The 26093-nt window shown below is 69.5% G+C and carries 11 protein-coding genes; 8 read left to right on the forward strand and 3 right to left on the reverse strand.

Annotation, left to right across the window (positions count from 1 at the left end; all coding sequences use genetic code 11):
* Positions 1-99 precede the first annotated feature (99 nt).
* Positions 100-927 carry an isoprenyl transferase gene (locus tag NS2_RS05305; protein WP_045436529.1) on the forward strand — a complete coding sequence of 276 codons (828 nt, stop codon included), beginning with the start codon at positions 100-102 and terminating at the stop codon, positions 925-927.
* Positions 924-1331 (forward strand): hypothetical protein, encoded by a 408-nt coding sequence (locus NS2_RS05310; RefSeq protein ID WP_033086204.1) that lies wholly within the window; start codon positions 924-926, stop codon positions 1329-1331. The genes NS2_RS05305 and NS2_RS05310 overlap by 4 nt, the downstream gene beginning before the upstream one ends.
* Before the next feature lie 145 nt (positions 1332-1476).
* Here NS2_RS05310 and NS2_RS05315 read toward each other — a convergent pair whose 3' ends face one another.
* Positions 1477-2103 (reverse strand): TetR/AcrR family transcriptional regulator, encoded by a 627-nt coding sequence (locus tag NS2_RS05315; protein WP_045436532.1) that lies wholly within the window; start codon positions 2101-2103, stop codon positions 1477-1479.
* A gap of 104 nt (positions 2104-2207) precedes the next feature.
* Between NS2_RS05315 and NS2_RS05320 the strand changes: the two genes are divergently transcribed.
* On the forward strand, positions 2208-3233 hold the full coding sequence (locus NS2_RS05320) for an ABC transporter permease (RefSeq protein ID WP_228102690.1): 1026 nt from the start codon (positions 2208-2210) through the stop codon (positions 3231-3233).
* A 59-nt stretch (positions 3234-3292) separates the two neighbouring features.
* Here NS2_RS05320 and NS2_RS05325 read toward each other — a convergent pair whose 3' ends face one another.
* A complete protein-coding gene (locus tag NS2_RS05325) occupies positions 3293-3706 on the reverse strand; it encodes a Fur family transcriptional regulator (RefSeq protein ID WP_033086205.1) in 414 nt (137 codons plus the stop codon).
* Positions 3707-3709: 3 nt separating this feature from the next.
* Complete coding sequence (locus NS2_RS05330; protein ID WP_147207093.1) at positions 3710-4105, reverse strand: ArsR/SmtB family transcription factor; 396 nt, start codon at positions 4103-4105, stop codon at positions 3710-3712.
* 148 nt (positions 4106-4253) lie between these two features.
* Here NS2_RS05330 and NS2_RS05335 point away from each other — a divergent pair, with 148 nt between their 5' ends.
* The 5 genes from NS2_RS05335 (at position 4254) to NS2_RS05355 (ending at position 25937) form a co-directional block, all read left to right on the forward strand.
* The gene (locus tag NS2_RS05335) at positions 4254-5645 is read left to right on the forward strand and encodes a glycine--tRNA ligase (RefSeq protein WP_033086207.1); all 1392 of its coding nucleotides are present in this window, start codon (positions 4254-4256) and stop codon (positions 5643-5645) included.
* 193 nt (positions 5646-5838) lie between these two features.
* Positions 5839-6549 (forward strand): DUF6875 domain-containing protein, encoded by a 711-nt coding sequence (locus tag NS2_RS05340; protein ID WP_033086208.1) that lies wholly within the window; start codon positions 5839-5841, stop codon positions 6547-6549.
* A 149-nt stretch (positions 6550-6698) separates the two neighbouring features.
* Positions 6699-8525, forward strand: a complete 1827-nt coding sequence (locus NS2_RS05345) for a multicopper oxidase family protein (protein ID WP_033086209.1) — start codon at positions 6699-6701, stop codon at positions 8523-8525.
* Between the two features lie 237 nt (positions 8526-8762).
* Positions 8763-9479: a DUF6875 domain-containing protein gene (locus tag NS2_RS05350; protein WP_033086210.1), complete on the forward strand. Its 717-nt coding sequence runs from the start codon at positions 8763-8765 to the stop codon at positions 9477-9479.
* Positions 9480-9485: 6 nt separating this feature from the next.
* Positions 9486-25937 carry a non-ribosomal peptide synthetase gene (locus NS2_RS05355; protein ID WP_052086062.1) on the forward strand — a complete coding sequence of 5484 codons (16452 nt, stop codon included), beginning with the start codon at positions 9486-9488 and terminating at the stop codon, positions 25935-25937.
* Positions 25938-26093: the final 156 nt, after the last annotated feature.

Below are 26093 nucleotides of genomic sequence, written 5' to 3' on the forward strand. Positions count from 1 at the left end.
CCACCGAATCGCGCGCCGGTCGGTCGCTCCGTAGCGGAAATGTGGGGGTTCCGGGGGAATGGTGTGGGTGTCGTCCGGGCATTCGGCGCGTCGGGCAGGATGGTGGGCGTGATCGGTAACCGGAAGTCATCGACTGAGCAACTCGGGTCTTCGACTGGGCAGCGTGTTGTGCGGCCGCCGTCGCCGCATCCGTCGGGGGCCGTGCCGCCCGCGATTCCGGCGGAGTTCGTGCCCCGGCACGTGGCGCTGGTGATGGATGGCAACGGGCGGTGGGCGCAGGAGCGCGGGCTGCCGCGCACGGCGGGGCACGAGCGTGGCGAGGCGGTGCTCATGGATACCGTCGAGGGCTGCATCGAGATGGGCGTGAAATGGCTGTCGGCCTATGCCTTCTCCACCGAGAACTGGAAGCGCAGCCCGGACGAGGTGCGCTTCCTGATGGGCTTCAACCGCGATGTGATCCGCCGCCGCCGTGACGAGATGCACGAGATGGGGGTGCGGGTGCGCTGGGCGGGGCGGCGACCGCGCCTGTGGCGCAGCGTGATCAAGGAATTGGAGATCGCCGAGGAGCTGACGCAGGACAATACGGTGATGACCCTCACCATGTGCGTCAACTACGGTGGCCGCGCCGAGATCGCCGATGCCGCACGGGAAATCGGACGCCGGGTGGCCGCCGGGGAACTCGACCCGGAGAAGATCACCGAGGCGACCGTCGCCCGCTACCTCGACGAACCCGACATGCCGGACGTGGACCTGTTCCTACGTCCCTCCGGCGAACTGCGCAGCTCCAACTTCCTGATCTGGCAGGCCGCGTACGCCGAATTCGTCTTCCAGGAAACCCTTTTCCCCGATTTCGATCGCCGCAACCTCTGGGACGCCTGCCTGGAGTACGCCAAGCGCGATCGCCGCTTCGGAGGTGTGAAGAAGTGACCGACCAGCTCACCCCCGCCGAGGAGCTCCAGCTCCGCGCCAAGACCCTGCTCAAGCGCTACGGCGTCGACGTCCGCGAGGAGGAGGGTGCACTCGGCTTCGAATACGAGGGCGCGCTGTGCTCGCTGCGCGGCGTCAACCTGTCGCCCGGCCTGGACGTCCTGGCCCTCATGTGCATCCTGGCCTGGGACCGCCCGATCAAACCCCAACTCCACAAGCGCGTCGCCGAGCGCAACGCCGCCCTGCAGTTCGGCACCCTCACCGTCATCTCTCGCGAGAAGCAGGCCGACGTCATCCTCCGCTACACCTTCCCCGCCGCGGGCCTCGAGGACGAACCTCTGGCCACCATCCTGCTGCTCACCCTCTCCGGTGCGAGCCGAGCGCGACAAGGCTTGCTGCCCTAGGTGATTGGACCCGGGTCTCACCCGCAATCCCGGCGTGTTCTCGGCCGGGATCCGGCCACGAGGGCGGATTCCGGCCACGAGCATGCCGGGGAATGACGAGGGGCCGTGGCCGGTGTCCCGGGGCACTGCGTTCGCCGAATTGTGTTCAGGCGCGGGTGGATTCGGTGGTGGCGGCGCGGCGGTAGTCGGGGAGGATCTGGGTGATGCCGCGGGCGAAGGTTTCGGGGTCGGCGTCGCCGAGGATGAGGTGCTGGAGGATGAAGCCGGGGAGTAGGCCGAGGAAGATCTTGGCCACGGCGTCGGTGTCGGCGTCCGGGGGGAGCCAGCCGGCGTCGCGCATGCGGTTGGCGTAGTCGAACCAGAGGCGGCGGATGCCGAGGATATTGGTGCGGACGTAGTCGGCGATATTGGCGTCGGTGAGGGCCAGGGCCCACGCCTGCGGGATGATGCGGACCGGGCCGCCGGGGGCGCTGAGGCGCATGATGGCCTCGCTCATGATGCGGACCAGGTCCGGGGGAGTGGGCAGCGGGTCACTGTAGACGGCCTCGCTGAGGGTGGCGCGCAGGTCGACGGTGGCCTCGGTGGTGAGGGCCGCGATGATGTCGTTCTTGGACTTGAAATACCGGTAGACCGCGCCCGCCGAGAGGCCGGATTCGGCGAAGACGTCCTGCATGGTGGTGGCGTGCAGGCCCTTGCGGGCGAAGCAGGTCTGGGCGGCGTCGAGGATCTGCTGCCTGCGGCGTTCCAGGTGTTCCTCGCTGACTCTGGGCATGCGCCCAAAGTAAAACGAATATCCGTTCTTGACAAGGTGACAGCCGGATGTCAGCCTTGTCCCAACAAAAAAGAACGAACCTTCGCTTTCTTTGGAAGAGTGCTATGAACGCCACGCTTGCCCCCTCCGGCACTACTCGTCCCGTCACCGGCCCCCAAATCCCCAAGGCCTTCCGGATCGCCCTCGCGATAGGGTTCGCCGCGGCGGCCATCCAGGCCCTCATGCTCATCGCCTTCGCGTGGCCCGCCACCCGCATCGCGCCCCGTGATCTCCCCATCGCGATTACCGGCCCGCAGGCCACCGCGGTCGCCCAGCAGTTGAACGCCCGGGAGCCCGGCGGCTTCGACATCCGCACCGTCGCAGACGAATCCGCCGCCCGTGACGCCATCGCGCACCGGGATGTATACGGGGCCATACTCACCGAGGGAAGTCCCCGCGTGCTGATCGCCTCGGCCGCGAGTCCGATTGTGGCCCAGCAGCTCACGGGTTTCGCGCAACAGTTGAACGGCGCGCAGGACGCACCCGTGCAGGACGTGATCGCCGCCGATCCGCACGATCCGCGCGGAACCGGTTTCGGCGCAATGGTTCTCCCGCTGGTCATGTCCGGTCTGGCCGGGGGAGTGCTGCTGACACTACTGGTCCCGTCGCTGCGGGCACGCGCCCTCGGCCTGGCCACCTTCGCGATCGCCGGTGGGCTGCTGAGCATGTCGATCGTGCAGGGCTGGCTGCACCTGCTGCCCGGCGGGTACCTGACGATGGCCTCGATCAGCGGCCTGGTCTCTTTCGCGGTCGCTGGGACCGTGGCCGGGTTGGCGGCCGCCATCGGCCAGCCGGGCATCGGGATCGCCGCCCTCACCATGCTGCTGGTCGGAAACCCCTTCTCTGGAGCCACTTCCGCCCCGCAACTGCTGCCCAAGCCGTGGGGCACGATCGGGCAGCTGCTCCCGCCCGGTGCGGCCGCGACCCTGCTGCGCTCGGTCGCCTTCTTCGGTGACGCCTCGATCGCCGGTCCGCTGGCGGTCCTGCTGGGCTGGGCCGCGGTCGCTGTCATCCTGCTCGGCATCGGCATCGCGCGCACCTCGGGCGCGACCGTCGCCGAACCGATCGTCGAGCCGGTTCCCGCCGTCTGACGGCTCGCCGAAAAGCCGCGTGCCCCGGTGAATTTCACCGGGGCACGCGGTCGTCGTGCTCAGCTCTTGGCTTCGGAGCAGCTCTGGCAGGTGCCGAAGATCTCCATGGTGTGGCTGATGTCGGTGAATCCGTGCTCGGTGGCGATCGAATCCGCCCAGGCCTCCACCGTCGGCCCCTCCACCTCGACGGTGCGGCCGCAGCGGCGGCAGACCAGGTGGTGGTGATGGCCGCTGGAGCACTGGCGGTACACCGATTCGCCGGTGTCGGTGCGCAATACGTCGACCAGCCCGGCGTCGGCGAGGGATTGCAGGGTGCGGTAGACGGTGGTCAGGCCGATGCCCTCACCGCGCTTGCGCAGTTCGTCGTGCAGCTCCTGCGCGGAGCGGAATTCGTCGATGTCGGCCAGCAGGGCGGCGATGGCGCTGCGCTGGCGGGTGCTGCGGACCCCGACGGTCTTCTCTGTGGTTCCCACGGTTCACCCCTCCTCGGCGTGCGCGACGGCGTCGATGACGATGTGCGCGAGATGCTCGTCGACCAGCTCGTAGATGACCTCGCGCCCGGTGCGCTCGCCGCGCACCACGCCCGCGGACTTGAGGATCCGCAGGTGCTGGCTGATCAGCGGCTGGGTCACCCCGAGCGTGTCGACCAGTTCGTGCACGCAGCGCGGCGATTCGCGCAGCTGCAGCACGATGGCGATGCGCACGGGGGCGGCCAGGGCGCGCAATAGTTCTCCGGCCGAGTCCAGAACGGTGCGTGCGGGAACCGCCGGTGGCTGGGGCGACCGGTAGGGGTACGGGTCGTGCGGGATCGCGGCCGGGGTCTCGGTCGCGACATGCGAGCGCCGGATGGGCGCGCCGCTGTCCGTGGTCATCGAACCAACTCCTTATTGGAAACCGATGCCATTCTTATATGCAGGGTTGCGCATGTCAAACGCGACACGGTGTTAAAGCACTGGCACCCGGCAGATAGTCTGGACCTAATCCTTTGCAATCTTCCGGACACGGATGGAGAACTGTTCAGTGGCACCCAAGTCGAAGGTGGACACCGTCGCCAATCTCGCCAAGCGTCGGGGTCTCGTGTACCCGAGCGGTGAGATTTACGGCGGAACGAGGTCGGCCTGGGATTACGGTCCGCTGGGCGTCGAGCTCAAGGAGAACATCAAGCGGCAGTGGTGGCGGTCCATGGTGACCAGCCGCGACGACGTGGTCGGCCTGGACTCGTCGATCATTCTGCCGCGCCAGGTGTGGGTGGCCTCGGGCCACGTCGCGGTGTTCAACGACCCGCTGGTGGAATGCCTCAACTGCCACAAGCGGCACCGGCAGGACCACCTGCAGGAGGCCTACGCCGAGAAGAACAAGATCGACGACCCGGACTCGGTCCCGATGGACAAGATCGTGTGCCCGGACTGCGGCACGGTCGGCCAGTGGACCGAGCCCAAGGACTTCAACATGATGCTGAAGACCTACCTGGGCCCGGTCGAGTCCGAAGAGGGCATGCACTACCTGCGCCCGGAGACCGCGCAGGGCATCTTCGTCAACTACGACAATGTCGCCACCACCGCGCGCAAGAAGCCGCCGTTCGGTATCGCGCAGATCGGCAAGTCGTTCCGCAACGAGATCACCCCGGGCAACTTCATCTTCCGCACCCGCGAGTTCGAGCAGATGGAGATGGAGTTCTTCGTCAAGCCGGGCGAGGACGAGCAGTGGCACCAGTACTGGATCGACACCCGCATGGCCTGGTACACCGACCTGGGCATCGATCCGGAGAACCTGCGCCTGTACGAGCACCCGAAGGAGAAGCTCTCGCACTACTCCACCCGCACGGTGGACATCGAGTACCGCTTCCGCTTCGCGGGCAGCGAGTGGGGTGAGCTCGAAGGCGTGGCCAACCGCACCGACTTCGACCTCAAGACGCACTCCGAGCACTCGGGCAAGGACCTGATCTACTTCGATCAGCAGACGGGCGAGCGCTACACCCCGTACGTGATCGAGCCGGCGGCCGGTCTGACCCGTTCGCTCATGGCCTTCCTGGTGGACGCGTACCACGAGGAGGAGGCGCCGACGGCCAAGGGCACCATGGAGACTCGCACCACGCTGCGCCTGGATCCGCGGCTGGCGCCCGTCAAGGCGGCTGTCCTGCCGTTGTCGCGCAATGCGGACCTTTCGCCCAAGGCCAAGGACCTGGCCGCGACCCTGCGCCGGAACTGGAACGTGGACTTCGACGACGCCGGCGCGATCGGCCGTCGCTACCGTCGCCAGGACGAGATCGGCACCCCGTTCTGCATCACGGTCGACTTCGACACGCTGGAGGACCAGGCCGTTACCGTGCGCGAACGGGACTCGATGGCGCAGCAGCGGGTGGCGCTGGATCAGGTGGAGGGCTACCTGGCGGCGCGCCTCATCGGCGCCTGATTCGTCGCTCACTGGAAAGACCGGTCAATGCCTGACCGGTCTTTTCTTTATTTGATTGCCCCCGAAATTCGGGGCGCTGTACCGGAATTGGGTAGTGCACTACCCGTGTTAACAGCCCATGACCGAGGCACTATTTAGGGTGTACGGATATCGGCGCCTTCTACTGCCGTATCTCGATCATCCGAGGTGAGTCATGAGCGAGCGTGTTATCGGCCCCCGCTCGGGGCTGCAATGGGTCTCATTGGGGGACACCGGATCATCGTGTCCTGCCGCCCGATCCACGGTGGCGGCATTTCGATCTTGGGCGGATTCCTTTTTGACCCGACCCAATGACGAACTGGGGCGGGACGGGCCGGTCTGTCCGTATGTCCGGCCGTCCATGCGGCGGGATCTGCTCTGGTTGGCGCAGGTGCCGGCGGTGGAACCGCGGCCGATGTGGGTACGTGCGATCATCTCCGACGCATTGGAGGTTTATCCCGAACTACCCACGGGGAACGGCAGTTCCACCTCCGTGTTGCGTTCGTTGATCACCGTATTTCCCAATTTGAAGGATTATACGCTGATCGATGAAATACACTCCGAATTCAAGAGCAAATTCGTCGAACGCGGGATCATGCTCGGGCAGTTTTATCCGGGCTGTGACCAACCGGGCCTGTGGAACAAGGATTTTCGGCCATTGGACGCGCCGCTGCCGATGCTGGTGGTCCGGCCGATGATGACCACGGATTTCGCCTTCCTGGTGGACCGGCCGGAGTGGGCCGACGCGTACGTGCGCAAGTTCGCGCCGATGCTGCCGGCGCACGTGCGGGCGGTCATGGTGGGGCGGTTGACTTCTCGGTCGGCTGCCCTGGTGCCCGCCTACGAGGAGCGGCCGGAGGACGAGTCCTGCTCGACCGGCAGCTAGGTGTGTCGCGGTCGCGACGGTGATCAGGGTCGGGGTGTCCCATCACCGGCAGGGCCGGAACACACCGCATCGTCGGTTTGGGAAGCAATCGGATAACGAAAACCGTGAGGATCCGCAACTAATGGGAATCGCGGGTACAGAATCGGAGCATGGCCGAGAACCTGCCGCGACGGGGGTTCCTCACGGGAACCCTCGGTCTCCTCGGGCTCGGCGTCACCGGGATCGGGCGAGCCGATCCCGTCGCGGTGCCGCCGCCACCGCTGCCCATGCCCTACCTTCCGTCCTCGCCGTACACCCCGCTGAACTACCACTCCCCGCCGTTGCAGCCCTTCGTCGACGAGCTTCCGGTCCCCGAAACCATACCGGCCGCAGGGGAATTGGCGGCGACCTCGGGGATGCACCGCTATCACCGGGAGCTGCCGGAGACCCGCGCCTGGGGCTTCTCCCGGCCGGTGCTGGGCCCGTGCCTGGAGGCGCGCCGGGATCGGCAGGCGCACGTCGGTTTTCGCAACGACCTGGGCACCCACGTGCTGGCCCAGCACGTGGATCTCACCATGCACGGCGTGACCGAGCTGGACCGCACCGATCCGCGCTTCACCGTCCACCTGCACGGCGGGGTGAACGCGCCGAGTTCGGACGGGCATCCGCTGGTCGGCTGGCGCAATGGCGGACGGCCGAGCTTCACGTACACGAATCGGCAAGAGGCGGCGACACTCTGGTATCACGACCACGCCATGGGCATCTCCCGCCTCAATATTCAGGCCGGTCTGGCCGGGATGTACTACCTGCGAGACGAATTCGACACCGGCCGGGCGGACAACCCGCTCGGGCTGCCCAGTGGCGAGTTCGAGGTGCCGCTGATCGTGCAGGACCGCACCTTCAACGCGGACGGCACCGTGCAGCCCATGGTGGGGCTCTATCTTCCGCAGGGCTACAACCAGTCCGGGCAATTGGGTGACGTGGCGTGCGTCAACGGGGTGGTGTGGCCGCGCTTCGAGGTGCGCCGCACGGTGTATCGCTTCCGGCTGCTGAACGGATCCAATTCGCGGGCTTATGTTTTTGCGCTCACCAACGCCCGGCTGTGGGTGATCGGCGGCGATCTCGGCCTGCTGGATGAGCCGATCGTCACGCCGAGCGTTCGGGTGAGCCCCGGCGAACGCATCGATGTGCTGGTGGATTTCAGCGAGCTGCGCGACGGGGAGGTGGTGGATCTGGTCAATGTCGCGCTCAACGACATCGGCAATACCTTCTTCATGGTCCCGGAGCTGCGCAACATCATGCGCTTCACGGTGGCCGGGGACGGGCCGCCCGCCGAGATCCCCTCGGTGCTGCGCGGCGGTCCCGGACTGCCCGACCCGCTGGGGCCGCTGCCCGAGCCGGACTCGGTGCGCACCGTGACCCTGATGGGATACAACGAAGACGCCCGGCAGGCGGCCGTCTTCCCGGGCATGGGGGTGCTCGACAATCTGCCGTTCCTGGGCACGGACATCGATACCGCGCGGGCGGGGGCGGTCGAGCAGTGGAACATCGTCAACACCACCTCGTTCGACCATCCGGTCCATATTCATCTGGCCCGCATGCGCGTGCTGGGCCGGCAGTCGATCAATGCCTACGACTACTGGATGGCCGACCCGCCGCCCGCCTTCGGTATCCGCTGGGCCCCCTCGGCCGACGGCTTCGCCCTGGGTCCGCAGACGCTGCCGCCGCTCTGGGAGACCGGGTGGAAGGACACCGTCGAATGTCCGACCGACGCCATCACCCGGGTCCTGGTGCGTTGGCCCTCGGTCGAGGAGCTCGGTTTCGACCCGGACGCGCCCGTCGCGGTCCCGCCCGATGCCGAGGCGATGTCGCCGAGCGGGGCGATGTCCGGGGACATGATGGCCGGTCACGAGGAGATTCGCGGGTACGTCTGGCACTGCCACAACCTCGACCACGCCGACCACGACATGATGCAGCAGATCCGGGTGCTGCCGTGATCGCGGCTGAGTAGCGGGCTACTCGGGGGTAGGTACGAGGTGCTGGTGACCTTGGTTTCGCGGGAAAAGCTGATCAAAGTCTGACCGGTCTATTCTTTTCCTTCGCCCCCGAAATTCGAGGCACCGTAGCGAAATTGGGTATGCGACTACTCGTGTTAACGGCCCATGACCGGCGCACTATTTAGGTGTGTGAGAACGGCGCATTCTCTGCCGTATCTCGATCATCCGAGGTGAGTCATGAGCGAGCGTGTTATCGGCCCCCGCTCGGGGCTGCAATGGGTGTCATTGGGGGACATCGGATCAACCTGTTCGGCCGCCCGGCCCACGGTCGCGGCTTTTCGATCTTGGGCCGATTCCTTTCGGACCAGGCCCAGCGACGAACTGGGGCGCGACGGTGCGGTGTGCCCGTACGTCAAGCCGTCGCTGCGGCGGGATCTGATGTGGTTGGCGCAGGTACCGGCGGCCGAGCCACGGCCGATGTGGGTGCGCGCGATCATCGCCGACGCCCTCGAGGTCTATCCCCAACTGCCCACGGGGAACGGCGGTTCCGATTCCGTGCTGCGGGCTTTGATCACCGTTTTTCCGAATTTGCACGATTATACGCTGATCGACGAGGTGCACTCCGAATTCAAGAGCAAGTTCGTGGAACGCGGCATCATGCTGGGTCAGTTTTATCCGGGCTGCGATCAACCGGGATTGTGGAACAAGGATTTTCGGCCATTGGACGCGCCGCTGCCGATGCTGGTGGTTCGGCCGATGATGACCACGGATTTCGCCTTCCTGGTGGATCGGCCGGAGTGGGCCGACGCGTACGTGCGCAAGTTCGCGCCGTCGCTGCCCGCCCACGTGCGCTCGGTCATGGTGGGGCGCTTGACATCCGGGACCGCCGAATGCGTCCCGGCCTACCACGAAGCACAGCTCGACGACGAATCATGTTCCGTGACCAGCAGGTAGGCAATCGTGACGCGTGAACTCGCGGCGGATCGGACCGCCACCACCCTTTCTCGAACGGCCATCGTCTTTCCGCTCTCCCCGGCGCAACAGGGGTTTTGGTATGCGCAGCAACTGGATCCGACCGTGCCGTTGTCGGAGGCCCAGTACATCGAGATGCGCGGGCCTCTCGACCTGGAGGCGCTGCGCGGTGCCGCCACCACCGCGGCGCGCGAATTCGGTTCCGGCGTCCTGCGACTCGTCGAGATCGACGGCAGGCCGTATCAGCTGATCGATCCGGGGAAGGCGCCCACCCTGGGGTTCCTGGACTTCGCGGACCGGCCCGATCCGATGGCCGAGGCGCTGGCGTGGATGCGGGCGGAGGTGGCCGCGCCCATCGACCTGCTGGGCGAGAACGCCGGAGTAACAACGGTGATCCGGGTCGGGGAGTCCCATCACCTGTGGTACACCAGAGCACACCACATCCTCATCGATGGATTCGGCTCGATGACCATGCTGTACCGGGTCGCCGAGCTGTACAACGCCGCGGTGCACGGGCAAACGGCGCCTCCCGGCACCGCGGCCTCCCTCGCGGAGGTGCACGAGGCGGAGATGGCGTACCGGGAATCGTCCCGGTTCGCCGCCGACGCCGCGTACTGGCGCGAGGTGACCGCCGACATGCCCGAGCGGTGCAGTCTGGTGGCGGCCACCGCGCCCGCCGCCGCGCTGGCCCGCGAAGCCTGGGAGCAACTGCCCGAGGCGACCTCGGCGCTCCTGGAGAGCGCCGCGCGGCGGCTCGACAGCAGCGTGGCCGGGGTGGTGATGGCGGCCGTGGCGCTCTACTACGGGCGCATCACCGCCACCGAGGACGTGGTGCTGAGCCTGCCGGTCTCCGGCCGGACCACGGCCGTGCTGCGGCGCTCGGGCGGCATGATCGCCAATGTGGTGCCGCTGCGGGTGCCGGTGCCGCGGACCGGACGGGTCGGCGTCGTGCTGGCGGCGATCCGGGTCGCGGCCTCGGGTGCATTGCGGCACCAGCGTTTCCGGCACGAGGACATGCGCGACGAGCAGGGCGACGGCGCGGGGGAGCTGACCCGCGGGATCGTCGGGCCGGTCATCAACATCATGATGTTCTCGGCCGGAATCGACTTCGCCGGTCTCGAGTGCGGCCTGAACGTGGTCACCTCCGGGCCCATCGAGGACCTGTTCGTCAACTTCTACCAGCACGGCGCGGACGCACCGATCCACGTGGACTTCGCCGCGAATCCCCGGCTCTACGACGAGGATTCGCTGCGCAGTCATCACCGCCGGTTCCTCGCCCTGCTGGATTCGCTACTGGACGCCGACGCCGAAACCCCGGTCACCGCACTGCGATACGCTACGGCCGAGGACGGCAGCGTGCTCGGCGGCGCGCACGGCGCGCCCGCGCCCGAACCCCGGCTGCTGCCGGAGATCCTCGAATCCGGTTTGCGCAGTGCGGGTCCCGACGCCGTGGCGATCGTCGCCGGTGATCGGGAGCTGACCTACCGTGAACTCGATGCGCTGTCGAATCGGCTGGCGCGCCGGATCATAGCCGCCGCCGACGACAAGCCGGTCGGTCCGGAATCGGCTGTGCTGCTGCATCTTCCACGCTCGATCGAGGCAATGGTGGCGCTGTGGGCGGTCGCCAAGACCGGTGCCGCGTTCGTGCCGCTCGGCACCGCCATGCCCGCCGACAGAATGGCCCGGATCGCCGCCGAATGCGATGCCGGTATCGGGCTCACGCTGCGCCGAACCGGCGGCGAACTGCCCGATACGGTGCGGTGGATCGCGCTGGACGATCTCCTGGACCGAGCGGCCGGGAGCGACGGCGAGTCATGGTCGACGGCCCAGCTCACGCCCGGCGAGCTGCCGGGCCGTCCGCGGCTGGAGAATCCGGCCTACATCGTGTTCACCTCCGGCTCCACCGGCGTCCCGAAGGGCGTGGTGGTCACCCATGCCGGGCTCGCGGGTCTGGCCGCCGCCATCGTGGACGCGTATCGGGTGGCCCCCGGCGCACGGGTGCTGCAATGCCTGAATCCGAGTTTCGACGCGGCCGTCCTGGAATGGCTGATGGCCTTCGCCTCGGGCACCACGCTGGTGGTCGCCGAGCCGGATCCGGTGCTGGGCGCGGAGCTGGCCGCGCTGGTGCGCGAGCACCGGATCACCCAGGTGTGCTCGACGCCCGCGGTGCTGTCGACCCTGGACGCGCACGCGCTGGACGGGGTGCGGGCGGTGTCCTCGGGCGGCGAGCCGACGCCGCCGGATATCGTGGCGCGCTTCGGAATCGGGCGCGACCTGCTGAATTCGTACGGTCCGAGCGAGACCACGGTGGCCGTCACCTACACCAAGGGGCTGGTGCCGGGGGAGAACGCCGGACTCGGTGAACCCATCCGTGGCGCGGGCATGCTGGTGCTGGATCGCTGGCTGCGCCCGGTGCCCGTCGGGGTCGCGGGGGAGCTGTACGTGACCGGGCCGGGGGTGGCGCGCGGGTATGTGGGCCGCGCCGCGCTGACCGCCGAACGGTTCGTGCCCGCGCTGTCGGGACCGGCCGGGAGCCGCATGTATCGGACCGGAGATCTGGTCCGGTGGACGAGGGCTCCCGGCGCTTCGGGATCCTCGCACGTGCTCGAATATGTGGGGCGCAGCGATTTCCAGGTGAAGCTGCGCGGGATGCGGATCGAGCTGGGCGAGATCGACTCCGCCCTGAACGCGCATCCGGCGGTGGAGATCGCGGTGACGGTCGCGCGTCAGACCTCGGGCGGCAACTCCGTGCTCGCGGCCTACGTGGTGCCCCGGGCCGAGGCCAGCCTGACCGAATCCGAACTCCTGGAACACGCCTCGCACCGGCTGCCGCCCTACATGGTGCCCGCGACCGTCACGGTGCTGGGCGCGCTCCCGCTGACCGCCAATGGCAAGGTCGACCGGCGCGCCCTGCCCGAACCCGTACTCGCGCAGCCGGTCCACCGGGCCGCGGCCGGTGCCGCCGAACGCCTGCTCTGCGACCTCTACGCCGAGATTCTGGGCGGCGCGCAGGTCGGCCCCGAGACCTCGTTCTTCGCGCTCGGCGGCGATTCGATCATGGCCATCACCCTGGTCTCGCGCGCCCGCGAGAGCGGGCTGGTGTTCTCCGCCCGAGAGGTTTTCGAGCACCGCACGCCGGCGGCGCTGGCCGTGGTGGCGAGCCGGGTGGCGGATCGCCCGGCCCGGCTGGCCGAACTGCCCGGCGGCGGCATCGGGAGCATGCCGTTGACGCCGGTCGCGGCGTGGCTGCTGGAACGGCCGGGCTGGGAACGGTTCGCGCAGTCCATGGTGGTTCGGCTGCCCGGGGGAGTCGAGGCCGGGGCGCTCACCCGCAGCGTGCAGGCCCTGGTGGACCGCCACGACATGCTGCGTGCCCGCGTGATCGAGACCGGACCGGTGCTGGAGGTCGGCGAGCACGCCGACGCGGGCGCGCTGCTGACCCGAATCGATTGCCCGGCAGGCGGAATCGGCGATGCCCTGATCGCTCGCGAGCTCGACGCGGCGGTCGGCCGGTTGCGCCCGCGCGCCGGGGTCATGATCGCGTTCACCTGGCTGGACGCCGGACCTGTGACGCAGGGGCGATTGCTCATCGCGGTCCACCATCTCGCGTGTGACGCGGTGTCGTGGCGAATTCTGCTGCCCGATCTGCTGTCGGCGTGGACGCAGGTGGCGGCCGGGACGGACCCGGAACTCCGGGAGACCGGCACGTCCATGCGCACCTGGGCGCACGCGCTGAGCGGGCTCGCCGAATCGGACGCGGACCGGTGGCCGGTCAGCGAACTCGGATACTGGCAGCACACCTTGGCACCCGATCCGTTGGTGGGTGCGCGTCGGCTCGATCCGGTGCCGGATACGCACGGGACGGCCGGGCGGCTCGAGGTCGAGGTGCCCGGCGAGGTCTCCGCGGCGCTGGTCGGGCGGATCACGGCGGCCTATCGCTGCGGGGTCGAGGACGCCCTGCTGGCCGCGCTGGCCCTGGCCCTGGCCCTGGCGCGGTGGCGCGGGGATCGGGAGACGGCCACGGTGGTGGCGGTCGAGCGGCACGGCCGCGAGGAGGCGGCCGTGCCCGGAGCGGACCTGTCCCGCACGGTCGGCTGGTTCACCGCGCAGGTGCCGGTACGGATCGGACCGGTTGCACCGCAGGCGGATCCGTCGGACACGCGGGCCGCCGCGGTCGCGCTGAAGACAGTGAAGGAGCAGCTGCGGGCGGTGCCGCGCGGCGGCATCGGCTTCGGCCTGCTGCGCCACTCGAATCCCGCCACCGCGCGCGAACTGGCCGGGCTGCCCGAGCCGCAGGTGGGATTCAACTATCTCGGGCAGATTCCCGACGGTGTCGGTGAGGCCGATTGGCTGCCGGAGTCGATGGCGGATCGGCTGGGCGGCCACGCCCATCCGGACATGCCGCTGGCCGCCGTGCTCGCCGTGGACGCGGTGACCTTGGAATCCGCCGATGGGCAACGGATTCGGGCGATCTGGCAGTTCGCGCCCGGCGCGATCGATGGCGTCGCGGTGGAAGCGCTGGCGCGGGAATGGGTTTCGGCGGTGTCCGCGATCGCGGCCTTGGCCGATGATCCGGCGGCGGGTGGGTTCACGCCCAGCGATCTGGATCTGCTGTCGGTCGGCCAGGCCGATATCGACGGCTGGGAGCGGCGGTACGGCCGCCTCGACGATGTCTTGCCGCTGACCCCGTTGCAGCGCGGTCTGCTCTTCCAGTCCCAGCTGGCCGCGGGTGGCGCGGACGGGTACTCGGTGCAGGCCGTCATCGATGTGGAGGCCGACCTGGACTTCCCGCGTCTGACCGCCGCGGTCGAGGCCCTGGTCCAGCGCCACGATGTGCTGCGCACGGGCTTCGTCCAGTCCGGCGACGGGGCGGTCCAGGTGATCGCCGCGCACGCCGACGTGTCGTGTGTCTATCACGACGCGCCCGACGCCACCCCGGCCGCGCTCGACGAGCTGGCCGCCGCGCAATTGCGCATCCCCTTCGCCGTGGACACCCCACCACTGCTCCGCGTGCTGTGTATCGGCATGGGGGACAGGCGAATCCGGCTGGTCATCACCAATCACCACCTGATTCTCGACGGCTGGTCCATGCCGCTGCTGTTCGCGGAACTGATCGCGCTCTACGAAAAGGCCGGGGACACGGCTGGATTCGACACCCCGGTGCCGTTCCGGCGCTACCTCGAGTGGATCTCCGAGCGCGATGCGGAACGGGCGCGCGCGGCCTGGTCGCAGGCATTGGACGGACTCGACGGGCCGACACTGGTGGCCCCGGGCGCACCCCGCGCTGACGCCGCCGCGGCTCCGGTCGCCCACGATGTCCCCCTGCCCGACGGGCTGGTCGAACGACTGCGCGCCACCGCCGCCGAGTCCCAGGTCACCGTGAACACCATCGTGCAGGTGGCCTGGGCCATGACCCTGGCAGGACTCACCGGATCCGCCGATATCGTCTTCGGCGCAACGGTTTCCGGTCGTCCGCCCGAGCTTCCCGGGCCCGAACGCATGGTCGGCATGCTGGTGAACACCGTGCCGGTCCGCATCCACCTGAACCCCGCCGAGCCGATCACCGGCCTGCTGGCGCGCGTCCAGCGTGAACAGGCCGCCCTGGCCGAGCACCAATTCCTCGGCCTCGACGAAATCCATGCCCGCACCGGCCTCGGCCCGCTGTTCGACACCGCCACCGTCTTCGAGTCCTACCCGGTCGACGCGGCCTCCCTCACCGCCGCCACCCGCCAGGCCCAACTCGCGGTCACCGGCATCGTCGGCCACGACGGCACCCACTACCCACTGTCCCTGGCCGCCTACGCCGACACCGGTCTCCGGCTCGAACTGACGCGCTCGCCGCGCTATTTCGATGCGGCACAGGCGGATTCGATCGCCCGGGCCATGTCTCGGCTGCTGGTCGCGATCGTGTCGCACCCGGAACGCCGCACCGCGGCGGTGACCGATGCGGACCCGCTGAACACGGCTGCCATCCGGCGCGGTGCTCCTGCGGTTGCGGTGCGACTGCTGCCGGACCTGCTGACCGCCGCCGGAACGGCTCAGCGTGTCGCCGTGGGAACTCCCGCGCAGCCCGCGGTTCGCCGTGGCGATGTCGCGGCATCGCATCGCAATCCCTTCCTCGCTGCGGATCTCACCTATGCCGAGCTGGATGATCTGTCGAATCGGCTGGCGCGCAGGCTGATCGAGAACGGCGCGGGCCCGGAGCGGGCCGTGCTGGTGGTGCTGCCGCGGTCGGTCGAGGCCATGGTCGCCATCTGGGCGGTGGCCAAGACCGGTGCGGCGTTCGTGCCGGTCGACAGCGCGCAACCGGCCGCCCGGACCGCCGTGATGGCGTCCGAATGCGGAGCGACACTGGGCATTACGGTGACCGCACCCGACATCGAGCTGCCCTCGGAGGTCGACTGGCTGCGGCTGAACGATCCCATCGTCGCGGGGCGTCTTGCCGGGCTGTCCGGTGCGGCGCTGACCGATGCCGATCGCCTGGCACCGCTGCGCCCCGGCCAGGCCGCGTACGTCGTCTTCACCTCCGGTTCCACCGGAACACCCAAGGGTGTCGTGGTCACCCACGCCGGTCTGGCGAGCATGGTCGCCGCCACCGTGGAGCGGATTCGGATCGATCGCGATTCCCGGGTGATGCACTGCCTGCATCCGGCATTCGATGCCGCGATCCTGGTCTGGCTGTCCACCTTCGCTGCCGGTGGCACGCTCGTGCTGGCCCCGCCGACGGCCAATGCCGGGGCGGAGCTGGGTGCCGCGCTCACCGAAAGCGCCGCCACACATCTGATCTGCACCCCGTCGGTGCTCGCCACCGTCGATACCGAAGATCTGGCGACGGTTCGGGCCATCGCCACCGGCGGTGAGGCTTGCACACCCGCCCTGGTGACGCGTGTCGGAGCGGATCGACTGCTGGTGAACTCCTACGGTCCGGCCGAGACCACCATTGCCACCAGCTACGGCGATCCGATGACCACGGACACCGCCACCGTGATCGGCAACCCGATCGCCGGTGTGGCCATGCTGGTGCTGGACCACTGGCTGCGGCCCGTGCCGCTGGGCGCGGTCGGGGAGCTTTACCTGAGCGGTCCCGCCCTGGCGCGCGGATACGCCGCCCGGACCGCCGCGACCGCAGCTCGGTTCGTGGCCGATCCCTACGCCGCCGGTGCCCGCATGTATCGCACCGGCGATCTCATACGTTGCACGGCAGCGGGTTTCGAGTATGTCGGCCGCACCGACTTCCAGGTGAAGATTCGCGGTATTCGCGTCGAGCCCGGTGAGGTGGATGCCGCGCTGCTGACCCACCCGATGGTGGCGGCGGCGGTGACCGTGGCTCATCGCGGGCAGACCGGCGCAATGATGCTGGCCTCCTACGTTTCGCTCGCGCCGGGCGCAGCGGTGTCCGCCGATGACCTGTCGGCGTGGCTGGCGGGCAGGTTGCCCCGGTATCTGGTGCCTGCCGGCATCCAGGTGCTCGACGAGCTGCCGCGGACCGCGGGCGGCAAGGTCGATCCGCGGGCGCTTCCGGAACCGCAAGTGGCGCAGGCGGAATACGTGGAGCCGGTGGGTGACGAGGCCATCGTCGCCGAGATCTACGCCGATGTGCTGGGACTCGAGCGCATCGGTGCGCGCGATGATTTCTTCGCGCTGGGCGGGGATTCACTCATCGCCACCCGGGTGGTAGCGCGGTTGAGCGCCGCCCTGCACCGGACGGTACCGGTGCGCACCCTGTTCGAGGCCCCGGTGGTGGCGGAACTGGCCCGGCGCGTGCGGGCCGCCGAATCGGCGGCCGAAGGTCCGGCGCTGGTGCGCGGGCCGCGCCCGGAGCCGGTGCCGTTGTCGCCCGCGCAGCAGCGCATGTGGTTCGTCAACCGCTTCGATCCGGGATCCCCGGCCTACAACGTGCCGGTGGCGCTGCGACTTTCGGGCCACCTGGACACGGCGGCGCTGCGGGCGGCGGTCTACGACGTGATCGACCGCCACGAGACCCTGCGCACGGTCTACCCGGATCTCGATGGCGTCGGCGTCCAGCGGATTCGCGCCGTGGACGAGATCGCGCTCGACCTCGAACCCGTCGTGATTCCCGCCGACCGGCTGCCGGAAACGGTGATACGCACCGTCACACAGGGATTCGATGTCACCGCGGCGGTTCCCCTGCGGCTGAACGTCTTCCGCATCGAAGGCACGGAAGACGAACACGTGGTCGTGCTCGTCGCCCACCACATCGCGACCGACGGCTTCTCCATGGCCCCGCTGACCCGGGATCTGGCTGCCGCGTACGCGACCCGGGCCGCCGGGCAGACACCCGCGTGGGAGCCGTTGCCGGTGCAGTACGCGGATTACAGCCTGTGGCAGCTGGATCGGCTCGGGGCGGAGGACGATCCGGAGTCACTGCTGGCGCGTCAGGTGCGGTACTGGTCGCAGCACCTGGCCGAGCTGCCCGATCACCTGGAACTGCCGACCGATCGGCCCCGTCCGGCGCGCGCCTCGTACCGGGCGGCCGAGTGGACCACCCGGGTGGACGGCGACCTGACCGCCGCGATCGAACGGTGTGCCCGCGCGCATCGGGCCACGCCGTTCATGGTGGTGCACGCGGCCTTCGCGGTGCTGCTGGCCCGTCTGGGCGGTGGCCCCGATATCGCGGTCGGCACGCCGGTCGCCGGTCGCGGACGGCGTGAGCTCGACGATCTGGTCGGGATGTTCGTCAATACCCTGGTGCTGCGCACCGGGATCCGGCTCGGGGAGAGCTTCGCCGACCTGCTCGAGCGGGTGCGCGATATCGATCTCGCCGCCTTCGAACACGCCGATATGCCGTTCGAACGGCTGGTGGATGTCCTGGCACCGGCCCGCTCGCAGGCCCGCCATCCCATCGTCCAGGTCATGCTGGTCTACCAGAACCTGGTGATCCCGGAGCTCCGGCTGCCCGAGCTGACCGTGGCCCCGCTCGAAATGCCGCAGACCACCAGCCGATTCGACCTCATGCTGACCCTGCGGGACGCCGGTGACGACGGCATGTCGGCCGTATTCACCTACGCGCGTGACCTTTTCGACGAATCGACGGTCACCGCGTTCGGCGCACGGTTGCTGCGCCTGCTGGAGCGGATCATCGCCGATCCGTCCGCGCCGGTCGGGGATCTGGAGCTGCTCGCCGCCGGTGAGCGCGCCGCGCTGCTGGATCGCACCGGCGGCCCGGCGGTGCGGCCCGGCACACTGCCGGAGCTGCTGGCCGCGGCGGTGGCGGCGAATCCGGACGGCCCGGCCGTCACCTTCGCCGGTCGCGCCCTGACCTACACCGAGCTGGACGCCGCCTCGTCGCGGCTGGCGCGCGAGCTCATCGCGCGCGGCGCGGGCCCGGATGTGCGGGTGGCCATGGCCGTTCCGCGCTCCATCGAATCGGTGCTGGCCGTCTGGGCCATCACCAAATCCGGCGCGGGTCTCGTCCCGGTGGACCCGAACTATCCCGCCGACCGCATCGAGCACATGGTCACCGATTCCGGAGCGCTGTTCGGGGTGGCACTGGGTGCGGCCGCGCCCACGCTGCCCGCACTGCCGGGGCAGTGGCTGCCGCTGGACGACCCCTATCTGCTGCGGGACCTCGAAAAGCATTCGGCCGCACCGATATCGGATGCCGACCGCCGGGCCCCGCTGCGACCGGGCAATATCGCCTACATCACCTACACCTCCGGCTCCACCGGTGTGCCCAAGGGCGTGCTGGTGACCCATGCGGGCCTGGCCAACTACAGCCGGGCACAGCTGGATCGGCTCCGGCTCGATTCCTCCTCGCGCACCCTGCATTTCGCGTCGCCCAGCTTCGACGGCGCGATGCTGGAGCTGCTGCAGGCCGTCGGCCCGGCCGCCACCATGGTGATCGTCGAGCCCGGGATCATCGGCGGCGAGGAACTGGCGGAGGTGATCCGCGGCGAGCGGGTGACCCACGCGTTCCTCACCACCGCCGCGGCCGCGACCATGGAGACCACCGGGCTCGACGAACTCCGGGTGCTGTCGGCCGGTGGCGAGGCCATGCCCGCGGACCTGGTGGCCAAGTGGACGGCCCCCGCGCCCGACGGCTCGGTGCGCGCCCTCCACAACGTGTACGGCCCGACCGAGACCACCATCGTCACCAATATGAGTCCGCCACTGGTGGCCGGTGATCCGCTGGTCATCGGCGCACCGATCCGCGGTGTGCGGGCCCTGGTCCTCGACCCGCGCCTGCGGCCGGTGCCCGAGGGCGTCGTCGGTGAGCTGTACCTGTCGGGCATCCAACTGGCTCGCGGATATCACGCCCGGCCCGGCCTCACCGCCGAACGGTTCGTCGCCAATCCCCATGAGCCGTCCGGTGAGCGCATGTACCGCACCGGCGACCTGGTGCGCTGGCGGCCGGACGCGACCGGACATCCGGCCATCGAGTACCTGGGACGCAATGACTTCCAGGTGAAGGTGCGTGGGTTCCGCATCGAACTCGGCGAGATCGACGCGGCGCTGGTCGCGCACGAGAGCGTCGAATTCGCGGTCACCGTCGGCTACCGGCGCTCCGGGACGGCCGAGTCCACGGCGGTCGTGTCCTACGTGCTGGCCGCTCCGGGCCACGACATCGACACCGCGGAGCTCACCGAGTTCGTGGCCGAGCGCCTGCCGGAATACATGGTGCCCATGGCCATTACGGTCCTGGACGAACTGCCCCTCACCCCGGTCGGGAAGCTGGACCGCCGGGCGCTGCCCGAACCGGTGTTCGGTGCGCGCGAATTCCGCGCTCCCCGAGGCGAACTCGAAACACTGGTCGCCGAGGTGTTCGCGGAGGTTCTGGGCGCGGAGCGGGTCGGCGCGGACGATCACTTCTTCACCCTCGGCGGAAACTCGCTGCTGGCAACGCAGGTGACCGCGCGCCTCGGCGCGGCCCTCGACACCCGGGTGCCGGTGCGGGCGCTGTTCGACGCCCCGACCGTGACCGCGCTCACTGCGGCCCTGGCCACCGGTGTGTCCGCGGCCCGTCCGCGCCTCGAAGCGCGCCCGCGCCCGGAGCGCATTCCACTGTCCGCGGCGCAGCTGCGCATGTGGTTCCTCAACCGACTGGAACCGGAGTCGCCCGCCTACAACATCCCCGGCGCGTTCAATATCGAAGGGGCCCTGGATATCACGGCTCTGCGAGCCGCCATCGACGATGTGGTCGCCCGCCACGAGACCCTGCGGACGATCTACCCGGTCGATCCGGACGGGCAGCCGTATCAGCGAATCCTGCCCGCCACACCGGGTTCCACACCGGTGACGGAGATCGCGGCGGCCGCCGACGAGGTCGCGGGCGTGCTGGCGTCGCAGCTGTCGCACGGCTTCGACGTCGGCCGCGAAACCCCGCTGCGGGTCTGCGTGGTGCACGTGGCACCCGAGCACACCGTGCTGGCCTGGGCCGTGCATCACATCGCCGCCGGCGGCTGGTCCATGACACCGATGGCGCGAGACATCGTGACCGCGTACGTCTCTCGCGCGGCCGATACCGCACCGCAGTGGAGTCCGCTGCCGCTGCAATACACCGACTACGCGCTGTGGCAGCGCGAACTGCTCGGAGCCGACGACGACCCCGACGCCCTCGCGCACCGCCAGCTCGACTTCTGGCGTACCGCCCTCGCGGGCCTGCCGGAGGTCCACGGCCTGCCCACCGACCGGCCCCGCCCGCCCCGGCCGTCCGGGCGCGGCGACGATGTCGAATTCACCATCCCGGCCGAGGTTCACGAACGACTCCAGGCCCTCGGCCGCGCGCACGGCGCGAGCCCGTTCATGGTGGTGCACACCGCCCTGGCCATCCTGCTGGCCAGGCTGTCCGGGGAGACCGATATCGCCATCGGCTCGGTGGTCGCCGGCCGCGGCGAGGGCGAACTCGACGATCTCGTCGGCATGTTCGTCAATACGGTGGTACTGCGCACACAGCTCGACCCGGACGCCGTCTTCGCCGCCGCCCTGGATACCGTGCGGCAGTCGGATCTGGCGGTCTACGAGCACATGGAATTGCCGTTCGAGCGACTGGTGGACGCGCTGTCCCCGGAACGCTCCACCGCGCACCATCCGCTGTTCCAGGTGCTGCTGGCCTTCCAGAACCTGCGGACACCGCGAACCACCCTGCCCGGCTTGGCGATCAGCCCGGTGGAAGCGCCGGCGCCGGGATCGAAGTTCGATCTCGAATGGGTGCTGGCCGAGGAGTTCGGTGCCGAGGGCGAACCGGCGGGGATCACCGGCAAGCTGGTCTACGCCACCGACCTCTTCGACCGTTCCACCGTCGCCACCCTGGCGGACCGGTTCGTGCGGGTGCTGACCGCCGCCACCGCCGATCCCGCTGCCCGGGTGTCGGATATCGACCTGCTCGACGCTGCCGAACGCCGCGTCCTGGTGCCGGCGCGTGGACCCAGCGGGAGCGGCACGACCGGCACCCTGGTGCGGATCCTCACCGCGACCGCCGCCGCGCATCCCGATCGCCCGGCCATCGTCGCCGCGGGCCGGACCATCGGCTACCGGGACCTCGACCTCGCCTCCGATGCGCTGGCCGCCCGGCTGGCCACCGCCGGTGCAACCGTGGAAACCGTTGTCGCCCTGGCCCTGCCGCGGGGCGCGGAACTGCTCACCGCAGTCTGGGCGGTGGCCAAGACCGGTGCCGCGTTCCTGCCTGTCGATCCGCGCAATCCGCTCGACCGCATCGACCACATGCTCTCGGATTCCGGTGCGGTCCTCGGCCTCACCAGCGACGAGCATCGATCGGCGCTGCCGGACTCGGCCGAGTGGATGACGCTGAACGGCGCGGCGCGACCCGGAACCGGCGATCGGCCGATGCCCACCGCCGTGCACCCCGATCACCCGGCCTGGCTGATCTACACCTCCGGATCGACCGGAACTCCCAAGGGCGTCACGGTTTCCCATCGCGGGCTCGCGAATCTCGTGACCTCACTGCGCCACACCTTCGGAGTGGATCAGTCATCCCGCGTATTGCTGGTCGCCTCAACGAGTTTCGATGCCTCGATGCACGAGGCGCTGATGGCCTTCGGTGTCGGCGGCGCGGCCGTGGTCGCCCCGCCGGAGGTATTCGCCGGTGACGCCCTGGCGAATCTCATCGCCTCCGAGCAGGTCACACACCTGGCCATGACGCCCACCGCCCTCGCGACCATGGATCCGGCCGCGGTGCCCACCCTCCGGACACTGGGCGTGGGCGGTGAGGCCATCGGATCGGAACTGGCGCAGCGCTGGTCGGCGGATCGCACGCTGATCAATGTCTACGGGCCGACCGAATTCACCATCTGGGCAACGGCTTCCGAGCCGTTGACGGCAGAGGCGCCGATCACCATCGGCGGACCGATCCACGGTGCGGCCGTCCTCGTCCTCGACGAGCGGCTGCGGCCGGTGCCCATGGGCGTGGCCGGGGAGCTGTACCTGGCCGGGCCCGCGCTGGCCCGCGGCTATCACGCGCGCCCCGGGCTGACCGCGGCCCGGTTCGTCGCCGATCCGTACGGTTCGGCGGGTGAGCGCATGTACCGCACCGGCGATCTGGTCCGCTGGATCGGCGAACCGGCGTCCCCGCGACTGGAATACCTGGGCCGCAGCGACTTCCAGGTGAAGATCCGCGGTCAGCGCATCGAGCTCGGCGAGATCGACGCAGTGTTGTCGCGGGCCGAGGGCGTGGAGTCCGCTGTCACCCTGGGTGTTCCGGGACCAGGCGGGGCCACCGCGCTGGCGGCGTACGTGCAGCCCGCGCCCGACGCCGCGGTGGATCTCGCCGCATTGCGGGCCCACGCCGCCGCCGGACTGCCCGGGTACATGGTGCCGTCGGCCTTCGTGCTGCTCGACGCCATGCCGCTCAACGCGGTCGGCAAGCTCGATCGGAAGGCGCTGCCGCAGCCGGTATTCGAGGCCGAGACCGAGTATCGCCCGCCGACGACTCCCACCGAGATCGCACTCGCCGGGATCGTGGCGGAACTGCTGGGCCGCGAACGGGTCGGCGTCCACGATTCGTTCTTCGCGCTCGGCGGCGACAGCATTCTCGCCATCCAGCTGGTCTCGCGGGCACGGCCGCACGGGATCGAGCTGTCCCCGATGCAGGTGTTCGAGCACCGCACGGTCGCGGCGCTGTCGGCACTGGCGGACAACGCCGGGGAGACCGTCGTGCTCGAGGAACTCGACGGCGGCGGCACCGGCGAGCTGCCGCTCACCCCGGTCGTGCGCTGGATGACCGAGCGCGGCGGCGATTTCGGGCGCTTCGCCCAATCGGCGGTCTTGGAGCTGCCGTCCGGCATCACACGTGAACGGATCGTCGCCACCGTCACCGCGGCGGTGACCCGGCACGACATGCTGCGGGCCCGGCTCACCAACGAGGACGGCGACTGGCGACTGCGCACCCGCGAGCCCGGCGAGGTCGATGTCGACGCGCTGCTGCACCGCGTCGAATTCGACGAGAACGAGGTTGCCGGTCAGCGGGAACGCGCCGCCGCCGAACTGGATTCGGCTCTCGACCGGCTCGATCCGGCCAACGGCACGGTGCTGCAACTGATCTGGCTCGACCCCGAGGATGCCGCGGTGCGCCGCAACGGCCTGTTGATCCTGGTGGCTCACCACCTCGTGATCGACGGCGTGTCCTGGCGCATCCTGATCCCGGACCTGATCGCGGCGTGGGCGCAGATCGCCCAGGGTGCGACGCCGGCCCTGCCCGAGACCGGCACCTCCATGCGACGGTGGGCGCACGCCCTGCGCGAAGCGGCCCACAGCGATACCCGCACGGCCGAACTCGACTACTGGCGTCGCCTCACCGACGAACCGGACCCGCTCATCGGCGATCGTGAACTCGACCCCGCCGTCGATCGCACGGCCACCGCGCGCGCCATCGATGTCACGGCCCCGGCCGAGGTCACCGACGCGCTGCTCACCACGCTGCCCGCGCTCTTCGACGGATCCGTGGAGGACGCCCTGCTGGCTGCCCTCGCGCTGGCCGTATTGCGCTGGCGGACAGCACGTTCGGCCGCGCCGGGGCCCGCCTCGGTCCTGGTCCGGATGGAAGGGCACGGACGCCAGCAGGAGATCGTGCCCGGCGCGGATCTGTCCCGCACCGTCGGCTGGTTCACCAGCATGTACCCGATGCGCGTGGACCTGTCCGGGATCGACGTCGGCGAGGCCCTGGCGGGCGGACCCGCCATGGGCGCGGCCATCCTCGCGGCCAAGCATCAGCGACTCGCCCTGCCGGACAAGGGCATCGGCTACAGCCTGCTGCGCTACCTCAACGAGGACACCGCCCGGCAGCTGCCGCACCGGGTGCCCGGCCGCATCGGATTCAACTATCTCGGCCGCTACGCCGACGCGGACCGGCCCGCCGGCCTGGCCGGGCTCGGGTGGCTGCCCGCCGAGGAGTTCGGCGAACTGCACGCGCCGGAGCATCCCGAGGTGCCCATCGCCGCGGAGATCGAGATCAACGCGGTCGTGGTCAGCGGTCACCTGCGCGCGAACATCGGATACGCGGGTCTGCTGCTGGCCCGCGAGGAGGTCGCGGAACTGGCTCGGCTGTGGATCGAAGTGCTCACCGCGGCAGCCGATTTCGCCGAGACACCCGCCGCCCGCGCGGCCGCCGAGGCGGAAGCACGGGAGCAGGCGCGACAGGCGGAGATCGCCGCCCTCACCGCGGGGCTCGCGGACCGGCCCGTCGGACTCGGCCTCGACGTGGTGTTCCCGATCCGGACCGCCGGTGACGGCCCGGCGGTGTTCTGCGTCCATCCGGCCTCGGGCATCGCCTGGAGCTACCTGGGCCTGGGCGAGTTGCTCGCGCCCGGGCGGCCCGTCTACGGCTTGCAGGCTCCCGATCTGTCCGGCGAAGCGCCGGTGGGCAGCATGGACGATTTCGTAGAGCGCTACCTGCGCGAAATCCGCCGCCTGCAACCGGAAGGCCCCTACCACCTGATCGGCTGGTCGTTCGGCGGGCTCATCGCGCACGCCCTCGCCGCCCGACTCCAGGCCGAGGGCGCCCAGATCGGCACCCTGGCCCTGCTCGACGCCGACAGCGGCGACACCGACGCCGACAGCCACGAGCAGCTCACCGCGGTCTCCCTGGTCGAGGCGCTCGGCCCGGTCCTCGGCATCACCGACATTCCGCCCGAATCCACCGCCGAGGACGTCGTGGAGCTGATCCGCGCCCGCATGGGCTGCGTCTCCCTGGTGGACGCGGCCACGCTGGAACACATGGCCGCCTCCTACAACTCCTCCGGCCGCGCCCGCACCGGCTATCGGCGACCGGTATTCCACGGTGACGCACTGTATTTCAGCGCCACGGTGGACAGCGCGGAGGTCTTCGGCCCGGCGGGCTGGCGGCCGTTCATCACCGGCGACATCAACAACCACGACATCGAGGTGACCCACAACGAGATGACTACCCCGCACGCGCTCGCCATCATCGCCCGCGTCCTCGACGAAAACCTGGGGACGCCCCGCTGAGACCACCGTCCGGCCGGTATCGAATGCTGTCGTTCATGCCGAATGCGAGCCCGCCTTTCGCGCCGAGTCCGCCGGATGCCGGGTGAGTACCCCCGCGACTGGGGAACAATGGTCGCTGGAAACCCGGTCGGCTACGGAAGGTTCGAGCAAGTGTCG

It is taken from the genome of Nocardia seriolae NBRC 15557 (genome assembly GCF_007990715.1).
GTDB lineage: Bacteria > Actinomycetota > Actinomycetes > Mycobacteriales > Mycobacteriaceae > Nocardia > Nocardia seriolae.